At 74.4% G+C, this 21,004-nt stretch carries 16 protein-coding genes; 12 read left to right on the forward strand and 4 right to left on the reverse strand.

The annotated features are described in order from the left end of the window. Window positions 1-24: 24 nt before the first annotated feature. A complete protein-coding gene (locus ABTZ58_RS28310) occupies window positions 25-702 on the reverse strand; it encodes a GntR family transcriptional regulator (RefSeq protein ID WP_351362476.1) in 678 nt (225 codons plus the stop codon). 96 nt (window positions 703-798) lie between these two features. Here ABTZ58_RS28310 and ABTZ58_RS28315 point away from each other — a divergent pair, with 96 nt between their 5' ends. The 4 genes from ABTZ58_RS28315 to ABTZ58_RS28330 are packed head-to-tail and all read left to right on the forward strand — an operon-like array spanning window position 799 to window position 5,758. Next, window positions 799-2,019: a sarcosine oxidase subunit beta family protein gene (locus ABTZ58_RS28315; RefSeq protein ID WP_351362479.1), complete on the forward strand. Its 1,221-nt coding sequence runs from the start codon at window positions 799-801 to the stop codon at window positions 2,017-2,019. Window positions 2,020-2,032: 13 nt separating this feature from the next. Further along, window positions 2,033-2,314 carry a sarcosine oxidase subunit delta gene (locus ABTZ58_RS28320; RefSeq protein ID WP_351362482.1) on the forward strand — a complete coding sequence of 94 codons (282 nt, stop codon included), beginning with the start codon at window positions 2,033-2,035 and terminating at the stop codon, window positions 2,312-2,314. Then, a complete protein-coding gene (locus ABTZ58_RS28325) occupies window positions 2,311-5,157 on the forward strand; it encodes a sarcosine oxidase subunit alpha family protein (protein ID WP_351362485.1) in 2,847 nt (948 codons plus the stop codon). The genes ABTZ58_RS28320 and ABTZ58_RS28325 overlap by 4 nt, the downstream gene beginning before the upstream one ends. Further along, complete coding sequence (locus ABTZ58_RS28330; protein ID WP_351362489.1) at window positions 5,150-5,758, forward strand: sarcosine oxidase subunit gamma; 609 nt, start codon at window positions 5,150-5,152, stop codon at window positions 5,756-5,758. Before ABTZ58_RS28325 ends, ABTZ58_RS28330 begins: the two co-directional genes overlap by 8 nt. Window positions 5,759-5,794: 36 nt before the next feature. Here ABTZ58_RS28330 and ABTZ58_RS28335 read toward each other — a convergent pair whose 3' ends face one another. Further along, window positions 5,795-6,421, reverse strand: a complete 627-nt coding sequence (locus ABTZ58_RS28335; RefSeq protein WP_351362492.1) for a LysE family translocator — start codon at window positions 6,419-6,421, stop codon at window positions 5,795-5,797. 111 nt (window positions 6,422-6,532) lie between these two features. Here ABTZ58_RS28335 and ABTZ58_RS28340 point away from each other — a divergent pair, with 111 nt between their 5' ends. From ABTZ58_RS28340 to ABTZ58_RS28370, 7 genes are all read left to right on the forward strand, one after another. Continuing rightward, window positions 6,533-6,985, forward strand: coding sequence for an Lrp/AsnC family transcriptional regulator (locus ABTZ58_RS28340; RefSeq protein WP_351362495.1), 453 nt, complete (start codon window positions 6,533-6,535; stop codon window positions 6,983-6,985). Window positions 6,986-7,091: 106 nt separating this feature from the next. Then, window positions 7,092-7,736 carry a DUF5701 family protein gene (locus ABTZ58_RS28345; RefSeq protein ID WP_351362617.1) on the forward strand — a complete coding sequence of 215 codons (645 nt, stop codon included), beginning with the start codon at window positions 7,092-7,094 and terminating at the stop codon, window positions 7,734-7,736. Window positions 7,737-7,952: 216 nt separating this feature from the next. Continuing rightward, window positions 7,953-9,467, forward strand: coding sequence for an MFS transporter (locus ABTZ58_RS28350; protein WP_351362498.1), 1,515 nt, complete (start codon window positions 7,953-7,955; stop codon window positions 9,465-9,467). A gap of 160 nt (window positions 9,468-9,627) precedes the next feature. Beyond that, on the forward strand, window positions 9,628-10,095 hold the full coding sequence (locus tag ABTZ58_RS28355) for a MarR family winged helix-turn-helix transcriptional regulator (RefSeq protein ID WP_351362501.1): 468 nt from the start codon (window positions 9,628-9,630) through the stop codon (window positions 10,093-10,095). Between the two features lie 80 nt (window positions 10,096-10,175). Next, window positions 10,176-11,153: a pirin family protein gene (locus ABTZ58_RS28360; RefSeq protein WP_351362504.1), complete on the forward strand. Its 978-nt coding sequence runs from the start codon at window positions 10,176-10,178 to the stop codon at window positions 11,151-11,153. 266 nt (window positions 11,154-11,419) lie between these two features. Continuing rightward, window positions 11,420-15,286, forward strand: a complete 3,867-nt coding sequence (locus tag ABTZ58_RS28365) for a Pls/PosA family non-ribosomal peptide synthetase (RefSeq protein ID WP_351362507.1) — start codon at window positions 11,420-11,422, stop codon at window positions 15,284-15,286. Between the two features lie 77 nt (window positions 15,287-15,363). Continuing rightward, the gene (locus tag ABTZ58_RS28370; RefSeq protein ID WP_351362510.1) at window positions 15,364-16,716 is read left to right on the forward strand and encodes a M1 family metallopeptidase; all 1,353 of its coding nucleotides are present in this window, start codon (window positions 15,364-15,366) and stop codon (window positions 16,714-16,716) included. Window positions 16,717-16,751: 35 nt separating this feature from the next. Here ABTZ58_RS28370 and ABTZ58_RS28375 read toward each other — a convergent pair whose 3' ends face one another. Further along, window positions 16,752-17,678, reverse strand: coding sequence for an NAD(P)-dependent oxidoreductase (locus ABTZ58_RS28375; RefSeq protein WP_351362619.1), 927 nt, complete (start codon window positions 17,676-17,678; stop codon window positions 16,752-16,754). A gap of 139 nt (window positions 17,679-17,817) precedes the next feature. Here ABTZ58_RS28375 and ABTZ58_RS28380 point away from each other — a divergent pair, with 139 nt between their 5' ends. Beyond that, complete coding sequence (locus ABTZ58_RS28380; protein WP_351362513.1) at window positions 17,818-18,414, forward strand: TetR/AcrR family transcriptional regulator; 597 nt, start codon at window positions 17,818-17,820, stop codon at window positions 18,412-18,414. 33 nt (window positions 18,415-18,447) lie between these two features. On the opposite strand, the gene ABTZ58_RS28385 is transcribed toward ABTZ58_RS28380, so the two are convergent. Beyond that, complete coding sequence (locus ABTZ58_RS28385) at window positions 18,448-20,967, reverse strand: SpoIIE family protein phosphatase (RefSeq protein WP_351362516.1); 2,520 nt, start codon at window positions 20,965-20,967, stop codon at window positions 18,448-18,450. Between the last annotated feature and the right edge of the window lie 37 nt (window positions 20,968-21,004).

Genomic DNA, 21,004 nt, shown 5'->3' on the forward strand with positions numbered 1-21,004 from the left:
GCGCCGGTGACCAGCGGCGACGCCTCAGATGACCGTGCGGATCGCCCGCTCGAACCCCTCGACGTGCCCGCGGGCCAGCCGCGCCGCCCGCTCCGGCTCACCCGCGACGACGGCCTCGATCAGCGGCCCGTGCTCCGCGACGTGCCCGGCCATGCCGGGCAGGCGGTCGAGGAACAGGCACCAGATGCGGGTGGCGAGGTTGTCGTGGCGGACGAGGGTGTCCTCCAGGTAGGGGTTGTGCGCGGCCGCGTAGAGCGCGCGGTGGACCTTGAGGTCGAGGTGCATGAGCTCGGCGTCCTGCCGGCCGGGAGCCGCGCCGTCGAGTTCTGGCCGCAGCGTGGTCAGGACCGCCCGGTCCGCGGCCGTGGCCCGGCGCGCGGCCCGGGCCGCGGCCAGCGGCTCCAGCTCCAGACGCACCTCGCAGATGTGGGCGAGGTCGGTGATGTTGACCTCCGTGGCGAAGGTGCCGCGCCGCGGGTAGGTCGTGATCAGCCGCTCGTACTGAAGCCGCTTGAGCGCCTCGCGCACCGGTGTGCGGCCGACGCCGAGGGACTGGGCCAGCTGCTCCTCGTGGACGGGTGCGCCGGGGCGGATCTCCAGCATGACGAGCCGGTCGCGGATGGCGCGGTAGGCGCGTTCGGCGAGGGACAGCTCCTCGCTCCCGGGCTCCCGGGCCCCGGGCTCGGTCACCAGCTGCTGCATGAAGGCCCCCTTGACCCGTCCGGTGAGCTCCCATACCGTACCGCACGGACTGATATATCAGTTGTGCATGAGTCGGCCGTCAGGATGGAGCCCGGCATGACCGACCGACCGCCGCCCGAGCACCCCGACTTCCTCTGGCGCAACCCCGAGCCGCGCTCCTCCTACGACGTCGTGATCGTCGGCGGCGGCGGGCACGGCCTGGCCACCGCCTACTACCTCGCCAGGAACCACGGCATCACGAACGTCGCCGTGCTGGAGAAAGGCTGGCTGGCCGGCGGGAACATGGCCCGCAACACCACGATCATCCGCTCCAACTACCTCTGGGACGAGAGCGCCGCCCTGTACGAGCACGCGCTGAGGCTGTGGGAGCGCCTCCCCGAGGAACTGGACTACGACTTCCTGTTCAGCCAGCGTGGCGTCCTCAACCTCGCGCACACCCTCCAGGACGTCCGCGAGGGCGTCCGCCGCGCGAGCGCCAACCGGCTGGGCGGCATCGACGCCGAGTGGCTGGAGCCGGACGAGGTCGCCCGGGTCTGCCCCATCCTCAACGTCTCCCCCCACATCCGTCATCCGGTCCTCGGCGCCACCTTCCAGCCCCGCGCCGGCATCGCCAAGCACGACCACGTCGCCTGGGCGCTGGCCCGCGCCGCCGACGCCCTGGGCGTCGACCTGATCCAGGGCTGCGAGGTCACCGGCTTCCTCAAGGACGGCGACCGGGTCGTCGGCGTCGAGACCGACCGCGGCCGCATCCACGCCGGGCGGGTCGGCCTCGCGGCGGCCGGGCACAGCAGCGTCCTGGCCGGACGGGCGGGCGTGCGGCTGCCCGTGCAGTCCCATCCGCTCCAGGCGCTGGTCTCCGAGCTGCACGAGCCGGTGCACCCGACCGTCGTCATGTCCAACCACGTGCACGTCTACGTCTCCCAGGCCCACAAGGGCGAACTGGTGATGGGCGCGGGCGTCGACTCCTACAACGGGTACGGGCAGCGCGGCTCCTTCCACGTCATCGAACGGCAGATGGCCGCCGCCGTCGAGCTGTTCCCCGTCTTCGCCCGCGCCCATGTCCTGCGCACCTGGGCCGGCATCGTCGACGTCACCCCGGACGCCTCCCCGATCATCGGCCGCACCCCCGTGACGGACCTCTACGTCAACTGCGGCTGGGGCACCGGCGGTTTCAAGGCCACCCCGGCGGCCGGCTGGACCTTCGCGCACACCCTCGCCACGGGCGAGCCGCATCCGCTGAGCGCGCCCTTCGCCCTCGAACGCTTCACGACGGGCGCCCTGATCGACGAACACGGCGCGGCGGCCGTGGCCCACTGAGGAGGACACCACCGTGCTGCTGATCACCTGCCCGTGGTGCGGCCCGCGGGACGAGACGGAGTTCCACTACGGCGGACAGGCCCATGTCCCGTACCCGGTGCGTCCCGCCGGCCTGAGCGACGAGGAGTGGGCCGCCTACCTCTTCCACCGCGACAACCCCAAAGGCGAGTTCGCCGAGCGGTGGGTGCACGGCACCGGCTGCCGCCGCTGGTTCAACGTCCTGCGCGACACCGCCACCCACGAGGTGCTGACCTCGTACCGGCTCGACGAGCCCCGCCCCGGAGGGACCCGATGACCGACCAGCGCTTCCGGCTCCCGCGCGGCGGCCGGGTGGACCGCGCCACCGTGCTGCGGTTCACCGTCGACGGACGGGAGCTCACCGGCCACCCCGGCGACACCGTCGCCTCCGCCCTGCTCGCCCACGGTCTCGTCGAGGCCGCCCCCTCCCTCTACCGGGGCCGCCCGCGCGGCATCGTCGCCGCGGGCGTCGAGGAGCCCAACGCCCTGCTGCGCATCGACGGCCCCTGCGCGGAGAGCATGCTCCCGGCCACGACGGTGGAGCTGTACGACGGCCTGTCCGCCACCACCCTCTCCGGCCGGGGCCGGCTCGACCCGGCCCCCGACCCGGCCGTCTACGACAAGAAGTACGTCCACACCGACGTGCTGGTCGTCGGGGCCGGACCGGCCGGGCTGGCGGCCGCCGCCACCGCCGCCGGTTCCGGCGCCCGCGTGCTGCTCCTCGACGACCAGCCCGAGCCCGGCGGTTCCCTGCTGTCCGGCGACCTCGACCGGGTCGCCGGGCTGCGCGCCGCGCTGGAGGCGGCACCCGAGGCCGTCGTCCTGTCGCGCACCGCGGCCTTCGGCGCGTACGACGACAACTACGTGACGGCCCTCCAGCGGCGCACCGACCACCTGGGTCCGGCCGCTGTCGAGGGCGTCTCCCGGCAGCGGCTGTGGCACATCCGGGCCCGCCGGGTGGTGCTGGCGACGGGCGCGCACGAACGTCCCCTGGTCTTCGCCGGCAACGACCGGCCCGGGGTGATGCTCGCCGGGGCCGTCCGCACGTACCTCGGCCGCTACGGCGTCGCGGCGGGCTCACGGGCCGTGGTGAGCACCACCGGCGACAGCGCGTACGACACGGTCGCGGACCTGCACGCCGCGGGCGTGGCCGTGGCGGCGGTCGTGGACGCGAGGGCCGGGCGGTCCGCGCGGGCCGCCGAGGTCGCCGCCGCGACCGGTGTGCCCGTCCGCACGTCAGCCGCGGTCGTCAGCACGGCCGGCACGTCACGGATCACCTCCGTCACCGTCCGCGGGATCGGCGCGGACGGCGAACCCACCGGGGCCCCCGAGTCGTTCGACTGCGACCTGCTGGCCGTATCGGGCGGCTGGAGCCCGGTGGTGCACCTGCACAGCCAGCGCCAGGGCCGGCTGCGCTGGGACGCGGACCGGGCCGCCTTCGTCCCCGCCGGGACCGTCCCCGGCCAGCGGATCGTGGGCGCGGCCAACGGGACGTACGACCTGGACGGCTGTCTGGCCGAAGGGGCGCGGGCCGGGGCGCTGGCCGCGACGGAGGCCGGTTTCCCGGTGCCCGTACCGCCGCCCGCCGCCGCCTCTCCCGGCACCCTTCCCGGCGCCCCGACGCGCGCCCTGTGGCTCGTCCCCGGCACCGACGGCACGTGGGACACGCACTTCGTCGACCTCCAGCGCGATGTCACGGTCGCCGACCTGCGGCGGTCCACCGGCACCGGCATGCGCGGTGTCGAGCACGTCAAGCGCTACACCTCGCTCGGCACGGCCAACGACCAGGGCAAGACGTCCGGCGTCAACGCCATCGGCGTGCTCGCCGGGCTCCTCGGCGGTTCCCCCGGCGAGATCGGCACCACCGCCTACCGGGCGCCGTACACGCCGGTCGCCTTCGCCGCCCTGGCAGGGCGGGAGCGCGGCGAGTTGTTCGACCCGGTGCGGACGACCTCCCTGCACGCCTGGCACCTGGCGCACGGGGCGGTGTTCGAGGACGTGGGGCAGTGGAAGCGCCCCCGCTACTACCCCCGGCCCGGCGAGGACATGGACGCTGCCGTGGCCCGGGAGTGCCGCGCGGCCCGCGAGGGCGTGGCCCTCATGGACGCCTCCACCCTCGGCAAGATCGAGATCCGGGGCGCGGACGCGGGCGAGTTCCTCGACCGCGTGTACACCAACGCCTTCAGGAAGCTGAAGCCCGGCACGGCCCGCTACGGCGTGATGTGCAAGCCCGACGGCATGATCTTCGACGACGGGGTGACCCTGCGCCTCGACGGCAGCCGCTACTTCACGACCACCACCACCGGCAACGCCGCCGCGGTCCTGGACTGGCTGGAGGAGTGGCTGCAGACCGAGTGGCCCGAACTCGACGTGTACTGCACCTCGGTGACCGAGCAGTGGGCGACGATCGCGGTGGTGGGCCCCCGCTCGCGCCAGGTCCTCGCGCCGCTCGCACCGGAGGTGGACCTGTCGGCCGAGGCGTTCCCCTTCATGGCCTTCCGCGAGACCACCCTCGCCTGCGGTGTCCCGGCCCGCATCTGCCGGATCTCCTTCTCCGGCGAACTCGCCTACGAGATCAACGTCTCCGCATGGTACGGCCAGGCCGTCTGGGAGCGGGTGCACGAGGCCGGGCAGCCGTACGGCATCACCCCCTACGGCACCGAGGCCATGCACGTGCTGCGCGCCGAGAAGGGCTACATCATCGTCGGGCAGGACACCGACGGCACCGTCACCCCGCAGGACGCGGGCATGGCCTGGGTGGTGTCGCGACACAAGGAGTTCCTCGGCAAACGCTCCTTCTCCCGCGCCGACACCGCCCGCCCGGACCGCAGGCACCTGGTCGGCCTGCTGCCGGCCGACCGCGCCACCCGGCTGCCGGAGGGCACCCAGCTCGTCGCCCCGGACGTCCGTCCGGACACGGTGCCCGTGCCGATGCTCGGGCACGTCACCTCCAGCTATTACAGCCCGGCCCTCGGCCGCCCCTTCGCCCTCGCGCTCGTCGCCGGCGGGCGGTCACGGATCGGCGAGACCCTGCTCGCCCCCGTGGGCGAGGACCTGGTGCCCGTCGAGGTGACCGACTGTGTCCTCTACGACCCGGAAGGGACCAGGCGCGATGGCTGACCCCACGACCGACGCACGGGTGAGCCCCCTGGCGCACCTGGCGGAGCGGATGCGCGCCGCCGCCGTCACCGGCGCCCGGGGCGTCACGCTGACCGAACTGCCGTTCCGCACCATGGTGAACCTGCGCGCCGACCCCGCCCGCGAAGCCGCCGGGCGCCTGGAGAAGACCCTGGGCGCGCCGCTCCCGGACCACTGCGGCCACACCACCTCATCCGGGCGCCACACGCTGGTCTGGCTCGGCCCGGACGAGTGGCTGGTGCTGTCCGGGGCCGACGGGGCGGCCCTGACCGCCGAGTTGCGGGAGGTCCTCGGAGCGGACCCCGGGTCGGTCGTCGACGTCTCCGCCCAGCGCACCACCCTGGAGCTGAGCGGCCCCGCCGCCCGGCAGGTGCTGGAGAAGGGCTGCCCGCTGGATTTGCACCCGCGGGCCTTCGGACCCGGCCGCGCGGTGTCGACCACGGTCGGTCCCGTGGGCGTGCTGATCTGGCAGGTGGACGACCGGCCGGCCTACCGCCTGTTCCCGCGCTCCTCGTTCGCCGACCACCTGGGGCGCTGGCTCATCGACGCGATGGGCGAGTTCCGCGGACCGGAGGTGCCGTGACGGCGACGGTCGCGCCGCTTCCCGCGAGCCGGGCCGTCAGCCGCCCAGGCGTTCAACCAGCAGCAGACCGCCGATGACGATCATCACCGCACCGGAGGCCCGGGTGACCGCCCGGGCCACGGCGGGCCGGGTGCTCAGCACCGTGCGGGCCAGGACCCCGACCGCGAGGTAGACGACGGCGCAGGCGGTCATGTGCAGGGCGCCGAGCAGACCGGTCTGCGTGGCGACCGGCCAACTGCCCGCAGGGTCGATGAACTGCGGGAACAGCGAGAAGTACAGCAGCAGCGCCTTCGGGTTCAGCCCGCTGGTCCCGGCGCCCCGGAGCATGACCCTCAGCCGGGAGGAGCCCTCCGTCCCCGCCCCGGGCCCGGCGGCCCCCGGCACGGCCGGCTGCCGCAGCGTCTCCCACCCGAGCCACACCAGGTAGCCGGCCCCCGCGACGGTCAGCGCGGTGAGCAGGGTCCCCGAGCTCGCCACGACCACGACCAGACCCGCCACGGCGAGCAGGGTGTATCCCGCGTAGCCGGCCACCAGCCCGGCGACCGCCGGCACGACCGACCGGTCGCGCAGGCCCGCCGTGATCGCGAAGGCCCAGTCCGCGCCGGGTGTGAACACCAGCAGCAGATCCATGGCCAGGAAGGCCGCCAGCGTCGTCGTGTCCATGAAGCGATCCCTCTCACGTGCCGTGGTGCGAGAGGAAGGCTAGGCCGGAACGGCGCGAAGGTGTTCCCTTCTTTACTCCATGATCGCGAGATCCGGGGCAGAATCTTCGCCATGGATGCCCTCGACCGGAAAATTCTCACCGAGCTGCAGCGGGACGGCCGTCTCACCGTCACCGAGCTGGCCGCCCGTGTGCGGCTGAGCGTCTCGCCCTGTCACCGCAGGCTGCGCGACCTGGAACGCGAGGGCGCGATCCGCGGGTACCGCGCGGTGGTGGACCCGGCCGCCGTGGGCCTCCATTTCGAGGCCCTCGTCTTCGTCACCCTGCGCTGGGAGGACGCCGGCACCGTCTCCGCCTTCGAGGAGGGCGTGGCGGCCGTCCCGCACGTGCTGCAGGCCCAGCGCCTGTTCGGTGACCCCGACTACCTGCTGCGCGTCGCCACCACCGACCTGGCCGCCTTCCAGCAGCTCTACGACGAGCGCCTCGCCCGGCTGCCGGGTGTCCAGCGCCTGAACTCCACGCTGGTCATGAAACACGTGGTGGACGACCGGCCGCTGCCCGAGTGACCGCATGCTCCCGCAGCCGGCCGGAGCGGGAACGACCCCAAGTGCCCGGTCGTTGCCCAGGAGTTCGCCCGCGTCGCCGACCCGAGGGAGCACCGTGCCCGATGCCCTGCCCGACCCGTCCACCGTCCTCCCGGCACTGCCGGCCCCGACCGCGCAGGCCGAGCGGCTGATCGAGCTGGGGGTGCACGAGATCGCCGGGCTGTCCGCCGACGATGTCCGGGCCTTCGCCGCCGCCGCCGAGGGCGACGGTGCCCTGCTGGCCGTGCACCCGGACCGGGTCCCCGCCTCCGCCCTCGCGCCGTTGCTGCGCCGCGACGGCAAGCCGGGCTTCGTCGTCGTCGACATGCCCGACGTCGACGCGTTCACGCCGTGCGGCGTCGAGCTGCCCGAAGCCCCGCTCTACCTCGTCACCGGCGTCGACCGGGGCGACCACCTGGCCAACCGGAGCCCCGAGGAGGCCCTGCCGGCGCTCACCGGGGAGGACCGCACCCCGCTCGTCCTCACCGAGGGCATCCACTGGCTGCTCCAGCAGCCCGAGGCCCTGGAGCGCAACCGCTGCTTCATGACCATCGGCTCCCGGCTGCGCAAGCCCGACGGCAGGCTGGACGCCCGCACCCCGGCGATCTGGATCAGCAACGGCACCGGGCGGGACGGCCGCGAGCGCCGCGACGCCCCGAAGGTCGGCTGGTGCTGGTGGAACAACCGCCACACCTGGCTCGGCTTCGCCTCGGCGACGGGCCGCGGGGCCTAGGCCATGTCCGCGATGTCCCTCCCGCCGACACGGCCTCAGGGCGCCGGCGCGGGCCGGCTCGTGCTGCTTGGGAAGACGATCACCGTGGGTGACGGAAGGTGGCCCGGGTGAGTGGCCCGCCCGCCCGCGGTCGCGGACGCGCGTCCGGTCGTGTGTGCTGGTGCCCTGGTGGGGAACCTGGTTCGCCCGGGTCGGCCCCTGGCGGAAGGAGCTCATGTGACGGCATCGGCGCCGGGCGGCGGGACCCGGGGCACAGCGGAGAGCGACCACGAGCCGGAGCCGCGCCGCTGGCGGGCCCTTTGGGTCACCCTGGTCGCCGGCTTCATGAGCCTGCTGGACGTGTCGATCGTGGCGGTGGCCCTGCCCACCATCCAGCGGGAGCTGCACGCCTCCGCCGCGCAGGTGCAATGGGTGGTGTCGGGCTACGCCCTGAGCTTCGGCCTGGCCCTGGTCACCGCCGGCCGCCTCGGCGACGCGCTGGACCGGCGCCGCATCTTCCTGCTCGCCCTCAGCGGCTTCGTGCTGTTCAGCGCGGCCTGCGGAGCGGCTCCCAGCATCGCCCTGCTGGTGGCGGCCCGCCTCGCCCAGGGCCTGGCGGCCGGCTTCATGGCACCGCAGAACTCCGCGCTCATCCAGCAGATGTTCCGGGGCGCGGAACGCGGACGCGCCTTCGGGTTCTTCGGCGCCACCGTCGGCATCTCCTCCGCGGTCGGCCCGCTCGCCGGCGGGCTGATCCTGGCGCTGGCCGACGGCCCCCAGGGCTGGCGGTGGATCTTCTACATCAACGTCCCCATCGGCATCCTCGCCGTGCTCCTGGGCCGCCGCCTGCTGCCCCGCACCCGGCGGTCGGGCCGGGGACACGTGGACCTGCCCGGGGTGCTGCTCCTCGGCCTCGGCGTCCTGGCGCTCATGTACCCGCTGGTGCAGGCCGAGGGCGGCGGCCTCACCCGACTGTGGTGGCTGTTCCCCGTCGGCGCCACCCTGCTGGTCGTCTTCACCCTGTGGCAGCGCCGCCTGCTGGCCCGGGACACCCAGCCGCTGCTCGACCCGCGCCTGTTCACCGAGGTGCGCGGTTACGCCGTCGGCGCCGGCGTCGGCACGCTCTACTTCATCGGCTTCAGCGGCATCTGGCTGGTCTTCGCCCTCTTCTACCAGCACGGGCTCGGCTTCTCGCCGCTGCGGTCCGCCCTCGCCGTGACGCCCTTCGCCGTCGGCTCGGCCTGCGCCGCCGCCGTCTCCGGCCGGCTGGTGGACCGGCTCGGCCGGCTGCTGACCGTGGGCGGGCTCACGGGGGTGATCCTCGGGCTGGGCTGCACCGCGCTGCTGCTGCGCTTCGCGCCGATCGGGATCGCCCCCTGGCTGTCCGCTCCGGCCCTGTTCCTCGGCGGCCTCGGCGGCGGGTGCGTGATCTCGCCCAACATCACCATGACCCTGCGGGACGTCCCCGTGCACATGGCCGGGGCTGCGGGCGGCGCGCTGCAGACCGGGCAGCGGCTCGGCGCCGCCGTGGGCACAGCGGCCCTGCCCGGCCTCTTCTACCTGGTGCTCGGCCACCGTGACGACGACTACCGCGGCGCCCTCTTCCTCGCGCTGGTCGCCGGCATCGTCGGCATGGCGGCCTCCCTGGCCCTCGCGGCGTTCGACTGGCGGCGCGACCGGCGTTCGCGGGAGGCGCACCCCACCTGCCCGGACGACGTCGCCAACAGCCCGGTGCACGCCCGGCAGAGCTGAACCTCAGCCGGTCGCGGGCGCCGGCGCGGGGTCCGGCAGCTCACCGCCCAGGGCGGCGACGACGAAGGCCGTCGTGAACCCGGCAGGCCGCCGGGCCGCGGACGGGACCGGACCACAGGCGGGAAGTGGATGATGTGTCAACCATGCGTAGACTTCGCCCATGGCAGAAGAAGCGCGATGGCTGACGCCTCAGGAGCAGCGCGCCTGGCGGGGCTTCGTTCGTCTGCAGGAGCGGCTCGGAGGGCGTCTGGGACGTCTGCTGCAGTCGGTGTCGAACCTCTCGCCCGCCGACTTCGCGGTCCTCGTCCAGCTGACGGACGTCCCCGACGGGCGCCGCCGTCACCACGACCTGGCCCGCGCCCTGGAGTGGGAGAAGAGCCGGATGTCCCACCACATCGCACGCATGGCCGGGCGCGGCATGGTGGTGCGCGAGGAGTGCCCGGAGGACGGCCGCGGCGCGTTCGTGGTGATCACGGACGCGGGGCGTGCGGCGATCGAGGCCGCCGCTCCCCGTCATGTCGCCGCGGTGCGCGAGCTGTTCCTCGACCACGTCACCCCGGCGGAGCTGCGGACCCTGGCCGAGATCTCCGAGCGGGTGCTCGCCCGGATGGACGAGGAGCGACCCTGACGACATCCGCCGTGGCCGTCCGCCGGACCGCGTGACATAGTGGTTGATGTGACAACCGGAGTGGGTGAGGGGTGGTCCCGGTGAGCAACGTGGAAACCGCGCCGGAGGCCCTGCGCTGCGGGGCGAGCGCGGACGGCGGCGCACCGGCCGGGACGCCGCACGTCGAGGTACTGTCCCCGCGGGAGGTGCCCCTGGGCGGCCCGCGCGCCCTGCCCGTGCGCCGGACGCTGCCCCAGCGGGCCCGGTCCCTGATCGGCGCCTGGTGCTTCGCCGACCACTACGGCCCGGTCGACGCCACCGCGACGGGCATGGTCGTGCCCCCGCATCCGCACACCGGCCTGCAGACCGTGAGCTGGCTCTTCAGCGGGGAGATCGAGCACCGCGACAGCCTCGGCACCCACGCCCTGATCCGCCCCGGCGAGCTCAATCTCATGACCGGCGGACACGGCATCGCCCACTCCGAGGTCTCCACCCCGGCGACGACCGTCCTGCACGGCGTCCAGCTGTGGGTGGCCCTGCCCGGCGAACACCGCGACACCGCCCGGGACTTCCAGCACCACGTGCCCGAGCCGGTACGCGTCGACGGCGCCGCCGTCAGCGTCTTCCTGGGCACACTCGCCGGCCGCACCTCCCCGGTGCGGACCTTCACGCCCCTGCTCGGCGCCGAGATCACCCTCGAACCGGGAGCGACGCTCACCCTCCCCGTGGACACCGCCTTCGAACACGGCCTGCTCGTCGACACCGGCGACGTCCGTCTCGCCGGCGCCCCGCTGAAACCGGCCGAACTCGGCTACCTGCCTTGCGGATCCGCGACCCTGACCCTCGCGAACGACTCCGGCGCCCCGGCCCGGACGGTACTGCTCGGCGGGCCTCCCTTCGGGGAGGAGATCATCATGTGGTGGAACTTCATCGCCCGCTCGCACGAGGAGATCGTGCAGGCGCGCGAGGACTGGACACGGGGCACGCGGTTCGGCGTCGTCCAGGGCTACGACGGCGACCCCCTCCCCGCACCGGCCCTGCCCAACATGCCGCTGAAGCCGCGGGGAAGGGCGCGCTGACCGGCAGATCCGGTGCGCCCGGCCCGCCGGTGTGGGGGAAGTCGTGTGGGGGAAGTCTCCCCGCCCTGAGAAGCCCCAGGTCAGGCTCTTCCCGTCAGCCCCGCGACACCCCCGGACGGCCACCCCGGGTGGCGCGGCGAAGCGCCCAAACCCAGCCTGGTACTAAGATTTCCGGCTTGTTGGCAGCTGGAGCCGGACAACCCCAGGCACACCTGCGGGCCCACCAGCGCCCCGGAGGCATCCGGGATCCAGACGCGAGGACCGGGATGGCAGCCGTACAGGAGAGCGACGCTCTCGGCCTGCTCGACGAAGAGTTCGGCGCACAGATCCACCGGCGGTTCGGGGACACGGCACGTTTCCCGGGAGGTCCGGCGGCATCGCCGCGCACGCTCGTCGACGTCTTCGAGGCGTCCGTGCGGTCGTACCCGGACGAGCCCGCCCTGGACGACGGCACCACCTGCCTGACCTACCGGGCGCTGGCCGCGGACGTCGAGCGGCTGCGCAGGCGGCTCGCCTCCGCCGGCGTCGGACTCGGGGACCGGGTGGGGGTCCGGGTCCCCTCCGGCACCAACGAGCTGTACATCGCGGTCCTCGCCGTGCTCGCGGCCGGTGCCGCCTATGTGCCCGTCGACGCCGAGGACCCGGAAGAGCGGGCCGCGTTGGTGTTCGGCGAGGCGGACGTGCGGGCCGTCGTCGGGGCCGGGCACGAGATCACCGCGCACGGCACGTCCGGCACCCCCGCCGCGCGTCCCGGCGTCGGACACGACGCGTGGATCATCTTCACGTCCGGCTCCACCGGCAGGCCGAAGGGCGTAGCCGTCTCGCACCGCAGCGCCGCCGCCTTCGTGGACGCCGAGGCCGCCCTGTTCCTCACCGAGGAGCCGATCGGGCCCGGGGACCGGGTCATGGCCGGCCTCTCGGTGGCGTTCGACGCCAGCTGCGAGGAGATGTGGCTGGCCTGGCGCCACGGGGCCTGTCTGGCGCCGGTGCCGCGTGCACAGGTCAGAAGCGGCGCCGACCTCGGGCCCTGGCTGGTCGAGCAGGAGATCACCGTCGTGTCGACGGTGCCCACGCTCGCCGCGCTGTGGGAGCCGGAGACCCTCAACGACGTACGGCTGCTGATCTTCGGCGGGGAGGCCTGCCCGCCCGAACTGGCCCAGCGGCTGGTGACGGAGGGACGCGAGGTCTGGAACACCTACGGGCCGACCGAGGCGACCGTGGTGGCCTGCGCCTCGCTGCTGAGCGGCCGGGAGCCGATCCGCATCGGGCTGCCCCTGGCCGGCTGGGACCTGGCCGTCGTCGACGAGGCCGGGGAACCCGTGCCGATGGGCGCGAGCGGGCAGCTGGTGATCGGCGGGGTCGGGCTGGCCCGCTACCTCGATGACGGCAAGGACGCGGAGAAGTACGCGCCGCTGGAGTCCCTGGGCTGGGAACGGGCGTACCGCAGCGGCGACCTCGTCAGGGCCGAGCCCGAGGGGCTGGTCTTCCTCGGACGGGCCGACGAGCAGATCAAGCTCGGCGGGCGCCGGATCGAACTCGGCGAGGTCGATGCCGCACTCCAGGCCCTGCCCTCGGTCGCCGGCGCGGCGGCCGCCGTGCGGACCGCCCGCGGCGGCAACCAGCTCCTGGTCGGCTACGTCGTCACCCAGGACGGCTGGGACCACGCCCTCGCCGTGGAGAAGCTGCGCGCCGAACTGCCCGCCGCACTCGTGCCGTTGCTCGCGCCGGTCGAGGAACTGCCGACCCGCACCTCGGGCAAGGTGGACCGGGCCGCGCTGCCCTGGCCGCTTGAGGGCCTGCGGACCGGCGGCCCCGCCGAGCCGCTCCACGGCACCGAGGCCTGGCTCGCCGAGCAGTGGACCGAGGTGCTGGGCATCCCGGTCACCGGCGCCGGCGACGACTTCTTCGGAATCGGCGGCGGCAGTCTGTCCGCCGCCCAGCTGACCACCCGGCTGCGGACCCGCTACCCGAGCGCGGCCGTCCTGGACATCTACCAGCAGCCGGTGCTGCGCAAGCTCGCCCGGCGGCTGGAGAAGTCGGCGCACGACGACGAGCCCCGGCGCACCGTCGCTCCCGTGCCGAGGCGCGCCCAGGCCGTCCAACTGCTGCTCCTGGTACCGCTGTTCACCCTGCTCGGCCTGCGCTGGACCGTGGCACTGGCCGCCCTCGGCGCCCTGCTGCCCGGCTGCACCTGGCTGCCCACGGCCCCCTGGTGGCTCCTCGCCGCCGGGGCCGTCGCCCTGCTCAGCCCGCCGGGGCGCCTCGCCCTGGCCGCCGGAGGCGCACGGCTGCTGCTCCGTGGCGTGCGGCCCGGCCGGTACCCGCGCGGCGGCGGCGTGCATCTGCGGCTGTGGACCGCGGAGCGGCTCGCCGAATTCAGCGGAGCCACCTCGCTGACGGGCTCCTGGCTGGAGCGGTACGCGCGGGCGCTGGGCGCCAGGATCGGCCCGGACGCCGCCCTGCACTCGCTGCCCCCGGTCACCGGGATGCTCAAGCTGGGGCGCGGTGCGGCCGTGGAGTCCGAGGTCGACCTGTCGGGCTGGTGGCTGGACGGCGACCGGCTGGAGATCGGCCCGGTGAAGGTGGGCGCGCACGCCGTCGTCGGCACGCGCAGCCTGCTCATGCCGGGCGCCCGGGTCGGCAAGCGCGCCGAGGTGGCGCCCGGTTCGGCCGTCACCGGGCAGATCCCCACCGGGCAGCGGTGGGCGGGCGCGCCCGCCGTCAAACTCGGCAAGGCCAAGCGCAACTGGCCGGGACAACGCCCGGCGCGGGGCGCGCACTGGCGGGTGATGTACGGCGTGACGGGCTTCGCGCTGAGCGCCCTGCCGGTCCTCGCGGGCGCGGCGGCGCTCCTGGTGGCCCACTCCTTCCTCACGCCGGACGTGACCGTACGCGGGGTCGCGCTCGCCCTCGTCCCGGCGACGCTCGCCTACGGGGCCGCGTACGCGCTGCTGATCCTGGCCGCCGTACGGCTGCTGAGCCTGGGGCTGAGTGAGGGCACGTACCCGACGCACAGCAGGACCGGCTGGCAGGCCTGGACGGTCACGCAGCTGATGGACCGCTCCCGGGAGACGCTGTTCCCGCTGTACGCCGGGCTGGTCACACCGGTGTGGCTGCGGCTGCTCGGAATGCGCGTCGGGCGCGGCGCCGAGGTGTCGACGGTGCTGGCCCTGCCCAGCCTGACGACCGTCGGCGAGGGCGCGTTCCTGGCCGACGACACGCTGACCGCGCCGTACGAACTCGGCGGCGGCTGGATGCGGATCGGGCGGGCCGAGATCGGGCGGCGGGCCTTCCTCGGCAACTCCGGGATGACCGCGCCGGGCCGGTCGGTGCCGGACGGCGGACTGGTCGGGGTGCTGTCGGCGACACCGAAGAAGGCCAAGAAGGGCAGCTCCTACCTGGGGCTGCCCCCGGTCAAGCTGCCGCGTGCGGCGGCCGGCGGTGACGGGAGCCGGACGTACGACCCGCCGGCACGCCTGCTGTGGGCGCGCGGTCTCGTGGAGCTGTGCCGGCTCGCCCCGGTGATCTGCTCGGCCGGTCTCGCGGTGCTGACGGTGGCCGCGCTGTGCGCGCTGGGGGCGTGGGCGCCGCCGCTGTCGGGACTCGTGCTCCTCACGGCGGGAGCGGTCGCGGCCCTCGTCTCGATCGTCGCCAAGTGGGCGCTCGTGGGCCGGCACCGCAGCGGGGAGCATCCACTGTGGTCCCCCTTCGTGTGGCGCAACGAACTGGCGGACACCTTCGTCGAGGTGCTCGCCGTGCCGTGGCTGGCGGGCGCCGTGCCGGGCACGCCGGTGACGACGGCCTGGCTGCGGGGTCTGGGCGCGCGGATCGGCAGGGGCGCGTGGGTGGAGAGCTACTGGCTGCCGGAGACCGACCTGGTGACCATCGGGGACGCGGCCACCGTGAACCGGGGCTGCGTCCTGCAGACCCACCTCTTCCACGACCGGATCTTGCGGACGGATACTGTGGTCCTCCGTGAGGGCGCGACGCTGGGTCCTGGCGGGATCGTCCTGCCCGGCAGCACGATCGGGGCCCGTACGACGCTGGGTCCCGCGTCGCTCGTCATGGCCGCGGAGTCCGTCCCCGACGACACCCGCTGGCTCGGCAACCCGATCGAGGCATGGCGCTCCTGAGCGCCGGCCGCGCGGAGCCGGCGGACGGCGGACCGGCACCACATGGCAGCGGCACGGCGCAGGGAGCACAGACGGCAGTGGCAGTCCAGCAGGTGGCGGGCGCGGACCCGTACTTCCCGGAGCACGGCGACCCGCGGTACCGGGTGCACCGGTACGAACTCGCGCTGGACTACCGCCCGGGCCCCAACCGGCTGTCCGGGACGGCCCGCATCAACGCCATAGCGGGACGGGCGCCGCTGACCGAGTTCGTGCTGAACCTGGCCGACTACAGAATCGGCCGGGTGCGGGTCGACGGACGGCAGCCGCACTACACGCACCGCGGCGGCAGGCTGCGCGTCCGCCCCGCCAAGCCGGTCCGCGCCGGTGCCGCCTTCACGGTCGAGGTGCGCTGGTCCGGCAACCCCGAGCCGGTCGACAGCCCGTGGGGCGGGCTCGGCTGGGAGGAACTGGAGGACGGCGCGCTGGTGGCCAGTCAGCCGATCGGGGCACCGTCGTGGTACCCGTGCAACGACCGGCCCGCCGACAAGGCGTCGTACCAGATCTCGGTCACCACGCCGTCGGCGTACGCGGTGGTGGCGGGCGGGCGGCTGCTGACCCGGACGACGAAGGCCAGCACGACCACCTGGGTGTACGAGCAGCCGGCACCGACCTCCAGCTATCTGGTCGGACTGGCGATCGGCACGTACCAGACGGTGCTGCTGGGCGACCCCGGGCCGGGCGGCGTGCCGCAGCACGGGCACATCCCGGCGCGTCTGCTGGGCGACTTCTCGCGCGACTTCGCGCGCCAGCCGCGGATGATGGAGGTCTTCCAGGAGCTGTTCGGGCCGTACCCGTTCGACGAGTACGCGGTCGTGGTCACCGAGGAGGAGCTCGACGTGCCCGTCGAGGCGCAGGGGTTGTCACTGTTCGGCGCCAACCACGTGGACGGGGTGCGGGGTTCGGAGCGCCTGGTGGCGCACGAGCTGGCGCACCAGTGGTTCGGCAACAGCGTGACCATCGCGGACTGGCGGCACATCTGGCTGAACGAGGGGTTCGCGAAGTACGCGGAGTGGCTGTGGTCGGAGCGCTCGGGCGGGCGCACGGCGGAGCAACTCGCCGCCTCGGCGCACCGGTTGCTGTCGTCACTGCCGCAGGACCTGCGGCTTGCGGACCCGGGGCGCAAGTCCATGTTCGACGACCGGCTCTACGAACGCGGCGGGCTCGTCCTGCACGTGGTGCGCCACGCCCTGGGCGACATCGCCTTCTTCCGCATGCTGCGGGACTGGGCCCGGCAGCACCGGGGCGGCACGGTGACGACCGACGCCTTCACGGCGCACGTGTCCCGCTTCGCCACCGAGCCGGTGGACGAACTGCTGCGGGCGTGGATCCACGGGACGGCCCTGCCGCCGCTGCCCGGGGCCGGGCCGCGCGCGGCGGGCCAGGCGTATTGACCTGCAACGCTGCTGACACGGCCCAGCAGCGCCCGTCAGGCCGACGGTGCCGACGCGGTCCCGGGAGCCGGGGGACGTGGTGTGACGGCGGCCGACGCCGTCCGGGCCTCCAGGGCGTGCAGGACCGCCACCATGTCCTCGGCGCCGTGGCCCCGCGCGACGGTCTCCTCGTAGAGGGCGTGGCAGACGTCCAGGAGCGGGGACGCCAGGTCCGCCGCGCGGGCGGCCTCGGCGATCAGGCGGTTGTTCTTCAGGACGTCCGCGGCGGCCGCCTGGACGGCGAAGTCGCGCTCCAGCAGCTTCGGCGCCTTGACCCGGGAGACGGCACTGGCCATCGGCCCGGCGTCCAGCACGTCCCGGAGCAGCCGCCGGTCGACGCCGTGCCGGTCCGCGAAGTGGAACGCCTCGGCGAGCCCCGTGACCAGCGTGATCAGGAACAGGTTCACCGAGAACTTCATCAGCAGCGCGCCCGGGACCGCCCCGCACCCGAACGCCTCCCGGCACATCGGGGCGAGCAGGGGCCGCACGGCCGCCACTGCGGCGCTGTCACCCGCCAGCATTCCCACCAGCTCGCCCCGCTCGGCCGGGACGCGCGATCCCGACACCGGTGCCTCGACGTACCGGCCGCCCGCGGCGCGGACGTCGTCCTGGAGGCCGCTGGAGAACTCCGCGGACGTCGTGCCCATGTGGACGACGGTGCGTCCGGCGACGCGCGCGGCGAAGTCCGGTCCGCCTCGCCCCAGCACCGCGTCGACGGCGGCCTCGTCGGCCAGCATCAGGAACACCGTGCCGCACCGCCGGAAGACCTCGGCCGCGCTCGCGGCGACCTCGGCGCCCGCGGCCCGCAGCGGTGCGCACCGCTGCGCGGTGCGGTTCCACACCACCAGCGGCGTCCCGGCACGGGCGAGGTTGAGTGCCATGGGCTGCCCCATGACCCCCAGGCCGATGAAACCGACGTCCACGATGCACCGCCTCTTCCGGCCCGGCGCGGCCGGGCCGCTCCTGCCGCCCTCGGTTATGACAGCGGTCATAGTAGCCGGGTTTATGACACCGGTCATAGGGTGGGGTCGAAGCGAGTGGACGCGGCGGTGGAGGTCGGCGATGGCGGTGTCGGAACGGGGGCCGCGCGAGCGGATGGTGTTCAGCGCGGCCCAGCTGATCCGGCGCGACGGCGTCGTCTCCACCGGCATGCGCGAGGTGGCCGCCGAGGCCGACGCCCCGCGCGGGTCGCTCCAGCACTACTTCCCCGGCGGCAAGACCCAGCTGGTCGAGGAGGCCGTCGGCTGGGCGGGCCGCTACGCGGCGGGCCGGGTCACCCGCTACCTGGCCGCGCTGCCCGAGCCGACCCCGAGCGGGCTGTTCGCCGCGATGGTGCGGCAGTGGACCGACGAGTACGAGACCGCCGGCTTCGCGGGCGGCTGCCCGGTGGCCGCCGCCACGGTGGACTGCGCCGAGTCGGCCCCCTCCACCCGGGAGGCCGCGTCCGCCGCGTTCACCGCCTGGACCTCGGCGGTCGCCGGGGCCCTGGCCGAGACGGGCGTGCCCGAGGAACGGGCGGGGCAGCTCGCCACGCTGATGATCAGCGCCCTGGAGGGGGCGATCCTCCTGGCCCGGGCCGAGCGGGACGTGCGCCCCCTGACGACCGTCGCCCGAGAACTCGGGCCGCTGCTCGACGCGGCGGCGCGCACCGACGGCTGACCGGCCGCCGCGCGTGCCGCCGCCACTTGGCGGTCAGCCCACCCGGATGCCCACGATGCACGTGTCGTCGTCCGTGTCCGACTTGCTGTAGGTCAGCAGGCGGTCCAGCTGCTGGTCGAGGGTGGTGGGGGCCGCGCGCGCGGTGGTCAGCAGATGGGTCAGCGACTCCTCCACCGGCCGGTCCCGGCGTTCGATCAGGCCGTCCGTGTACATCAGCAGCGTGTCCCCGGCGGCGAGTTGCATCTCCTTCTCCTCGTACGCGGCCTCGGGGACCGCGCCCAGCAGGAGACCGCTGCCCAGCGGCAGCGGGGCCGCCTCCGCGTCCCGGACCAGGACCGGGGGCAGGTGGCCCGCCCGGGCCCAGCGCAGGGTGCGCCGCTGCGGGTCGTACAGCCCGCACACCGCCGTCGCGGTGACGGCGCCCGTCAGATGGTGCGCCACGATGTTCAGCCACGACAGCAGCTGCCCCGGCCCGGCGCCGGTCACCGCGAGGCCCCGCAGCGCGTTGCGCAGCACCACCATGCTGGTGGCGGCCTCGATGCCGTGCCCGGCCACGTCCCCGACGCACAGCAGCACCATCCCGGACGGCAGGACGACGGCGTCGTACCAGTCGCCGCCCACCAGCTGCTCGGTCTCCGCCGGCCGGTAACGGACCGCCACCTGCAGGCCGGCCACCTGCAACGGCGCCTGCGTCGGCGGCATGATGGCGTGCTGCAGCTGCAAGGTCAGCCGGTTGCGCTCGGTGGCCTGCTGCTCGGTGTGCGCCAGCTGGTCGCGGGTGGCGGCCAGCGCCACCTCCGTCCAGTGCTGCGCGGAGATGTCCTGGCAGGCGCCGCGTACCAGGAGCAGCCGGTCGTCGGTGTCGAGCACCGGCTCGGCGACGATCCGGATGTGCCGGGTCACCCCGTCCGGCCGCTGCAACCGGAAGGCCGCGGAAGCCGGCCGCCGGTGGTGCAGCAGCGTGCGCAGGAAACGGCGGATGGAGACGCCGTCGTCCGGGTGGGCGTGGGCGGGCAGTTCCTCCAGGGGCACCGGCGTGCTCGACTGCGGGCGCCCGTAGAGGTCGAACAGCTGCCCGTTCCAGGTGATCTCACCGGTCAGGACGTTCTCCTCGAACCCGCCGATCCGGCCGAGGCGCTGGGCGTTCTGCAGCAGGCTCGCCAGCCGCGCCGTCTCGTCCTCGATCCGCCAGATGAGGAGCACCGACGTGCCGTGCCGGCTGATGCTGATGTCCGCGATCGCCGACAGCGGCACCTGGTCGACGAGGGCGGTGAGGCTCATCCGCCGGGCCCGGAAGGGCTCACCGGTGGCGTAGACGCGCTCGACGCGCTGGAACAGCTCGCTGTCACCGGCGGCCATCGGATAGGCCTCCAGCAGCAGCGCGCCGTTGACCACCGCCCGGGGCCGGCCGGCCGGATCGAGGAAGCGGTCGTTGACGTGCTGGATGCGGAAGTCCACCAGATGCCCGTCGGCGTCCAGGTGCGGCACCAGGACCAGGGCGGGATCGTGCAGCCCGTCGGCCAGGTCCATCAGCTCGGCGGCGTCCGGCACGACACGCGGCTCCTGGGCCCCGGTCGGCAGCGGCGTGTACATCTCCAGCGTGTGCGCGCACAGTTCCGCCAGCGCCTCCACCTGCCGGACGATCTGCGGGCGCTGCGGCTCCAGCGGCTCGGGCCAGGCGATCTCCAGCACCCCGTGGACGCGCCCCCCGGTGCCGGCGGGCAGGGCGGCCCGGCCGCCGTCCGGATGGTGGTGCAGCCCGATCGTGGGCAGCCCGGTCTCCTTCAGGGCGGTGATCCAGTGCCCCTCGCGCTCGACGAGGCCCCGGCGCGCCACCGTCACCACCTCCGGCGGGACGTAGCGCCAGCGCGTGGCCTCGGCGGGGGAGAAGCCGGCGCTGCCCGCCAGGGTGAGCGAACCGTCGGGACCCGCGGCCCATATGGCCACGGCCACCGCGCCGAGGGGGCGCAGCGCCTGCTCCAGCAGGGCGTCCGCCACGGCCTGGGTGTCGTCCGCCGCCAGCACACCGCTCTCGGCCGCGCGCAGGCGCACGGCGGCCGACTCGGCCTCCGCCTCGTCGGCGGCCTTGGTGGCGGCCAGGAACGCGTCGGTCACCTCGGACATCCGGTCCCGGGCGGCCTGGTTGATGACGTCGACGGCGAGTTCCAGGGGACTGACCTGCGCCTGTTCGGCCAGCTCGGAGAGCTGGCGGGCGGCCTGGGCCGGACCGCACTTCAGCCGTTCGACCAGGACGCCCTTGGCGAGCTCGATCAGGGCACGCCCCTCGGCCTCCGCCTGGGCGGCCCGCACCTCCCGGCTGAGCCGCTCCACGGTGGCCGCAAGCCGCCCCACCGGTGAGGCGGTCGAGACACCGCCGAGTTCCGACAGCAGCGCCTCGGGGGACGTCAGCTGCCCGTCGGGGACCACCCACTGCTCGTCGGACTCCGGCTGGGCGGCCTCCGCCGTCCCCGACGGGGTGGCGGACACCAGGCCGGCCAAGTCGCGCTGCGGCTCGTCGGCCTGCGGTTCGCTCGGCTGCTCGGACATGCTCACGGTGTGGATGCTCCTCGGCTTCAGCGCCCGGTGGCGC

The organism is Streptomyces sp. NPDC094143, from assembly GCF_040303825.1.
GTDB lineage: Bacteria > Actinomycetota > Actinomycetes > Streptomycetales > Streptomycetaceae > Streptomyces.

What these genes read in the sequence shown, in the direction of transcription:
- ABTZ58_RS28340 (WP_351362495.1), top strand. Translation starts at nt 6,533, where the DNA reads ATGGATGCCCTCGACCGGAAAATTCTCACCGAGCTGCAGCGGGACGGC.
- ABTZ58_RS28325 (WP_351362485.1), top strand. Translation starts at nt 2,311, where the DNA reads ATGACCGACCAGCGCTTCCGGCTCCCGCGCGGCGGCCGGGTGGACCGC.
- ABTZ58_RS28310 (WP_351362476.1), bottom strand. Translation starts at nt 702, where the DNA reads ATGCAGCAGCTGGTGACCGAGCCCGGGGCCCGGGAGCCCGGGAGCGAG.
- ABTZ58_RS28335 (WP_351362492.1), bottom strand. Translation starts at nt 6,421, where the DNA reads ATGGACACGACGACGCTGGCGGCCTTCCTGGCCATGGATCTGCTGCTG.
- ABTZ58_RS28355 (WP_351362501.1), top strand. Translation starts at nt 9,628, where the DNA reads ATGGCAGAAGAAGCGCGATGGCTGACGCCTCAGGAGCAGCGCGCCTGG.
- ABTZ58_RS28365 (WP_351362507.1), top strand. Translation starts at nt 11,420, where the DNA reads ATGGCAGCCGTACAGGAGAGCGACGCTCTCGGCCTGCTCGACGAAGAG.
- ABTZ58_RS28315 (WP_351362479.1), top strand. Translation starts at nt 799, where the DNA reads ATGACCGACCGACCGCCGCCCGAGCACCCCGACTTCCTCTGGCGCAAC.
- ABTZ58_RS28330 (WP_351362489.1), top strand. Translation starts at nt 5,150, where the DNA reads ATGGCTGACCCCACGACCGACGCACGGGTGAGCCCCCTGGCGCACCTG.
- ABTZ58_RS28380 (WP_351362513.1), top strand. Translation starts at nt 17,818, where the DNA reads ATGGCGGTGTCGGAACGGGGGCCGCGCGAGCGGATGGTGTTCAGCGCG.